Annotated in this window: 2 pseudogenes; both read right to left on the bottom strand. The window is 73.4% G+C overall.

Going from position 1 to position 1,301, the window contains the following annotated elements:
* Positions 1-626, bottom strand: a pseudogene (locus GTW40_RS15300) (hypothetical protein); the annotation flags it as partial.
* A 37-nt stretch (positions 627-663) separates the two neighbouring features.
* Positions 664-1,301 (bottom strand): annotated as a pseudogene (locus tag GTW40_RS15295) (PQQ-binding-like beta-propeller repeat protein); the annotation flags it as partial.

Genomic DNA, 1,301 nt, shown 5'->3' with positions numbered 1-1,301 from the left:
GCGGGCGAAGGCGTGGCAGGCGCGGGCGCGGCGGGCGGCTGGGCCTGGGGCGGGCCGAATCCGCCCGTCTGCGGGACGGGCGCGAGCTGCGTGGTCGGGGGGTCCTGGGCGGCCGGCGCGCTGGAACCGGCCTTCCCCGCACCGGAGTTGTCCGGCTCGGCGGCCGGGGCCGCGTCCCGGAGCGCTCCGGGCGCGTCCACCGGCGGGACGGGCTTCAGCAGCGTGGTCGGCGGGTCCTGGGCCTCGGGCTCCTTGCTCAGGGACGCCTTGGAACCTCCGGGCGCGGCAACGGAGTTGTCCGGCCGCACGGCCGGGGGCTCGCTCCGGGGCACTCCGGGGGCGTCCACCGGAGGGACGGGCGCGAGCCGCGTCGTCGGAGGGTCCTGGGGCGCAGGACGGTCTGCCGGGGGCGGCTTCGGGGCGTCCTCGGGGGCGGTTGCCGCGTCGGAGGTGCCCCGCTGCGGCGCGGCCGCCGGGGGTTCGTCCGGCGTGGCAGCCGCGCGGGGCTCGGGCGCGGCGGAACCGGCCTGCGGCGGGGCGTCCGTGGACGGCTCGTCCTGGGCCGAAGCCCGCTGGTCCGCACCGGAGGTGCCCCGCTGCGGGTCGTTGGGCGGTGACTGGTTCATGGGGTGGATACCTCGGGGTGGGGACGCGGGGCCAGGGTCACTTGCCGAACGCCATCATCAGCTTTTCCTTGTCGTCGTCGTTACCGGTCAGCCGGTTCGAGGAGAGGTAGAACCGGCCGTCGGCCCAGGCGATCGCGCTGCTGAAGAAGGTGTCCTCGATCTCCGCGGTCGAGGAGGGGTTCTGCAGCAGCGTGCCCGCCCGGTGCACCGACCCGGAGACCGGGATCGCGACGACCCGGCCTCCCGTGTCGTACGACGCGTGCACATAGGCGACGAGCTTGCCGCCCTCCGCCTTGACGGGCGTCATCGACTCGTCCGTGGGCGACTTGACGCGCCACTTCTCCTTGCCGGTGGCGAGGCTGATGGCGACGATCTCGTTGGGCCCGGTCGTCGCGTTGGTGGGCAGATAGAGCGTGTCGTCGGCGACGACGGCCCCCTGGCAGCCCTGGAGCGCGCGGTTGAGCACCGCCCACCCGCAGCTGGTCATGAACTTCTCGTCCACCTTCACCTCGGAGCGGAACTTCCCGCCGTCGGTGAGGGTGGAGATGTTCCACGCCTTCTTCTCGTCGTTGACGAGGTAGATCACCAGCGGGTTCACCGCGTACGCGTGCTGGACCCGCCAGCCCTTCTTGATCGGCTGCGTCCACTTCACCTTGCCGGTGACCGCGTCGAGTT

The organism is Streptomyces sp. SID4985 (assembly GCF_009863025.1).
Taxonomy (GTDB): Bacteria; Actinomycetota; Actinomycetes; order Streptomycetales; family Streptomycetaceae; genus Streptomyces.
This window is presented reverse-complemented; position numbering and strand designations above follow the sequence as displayed.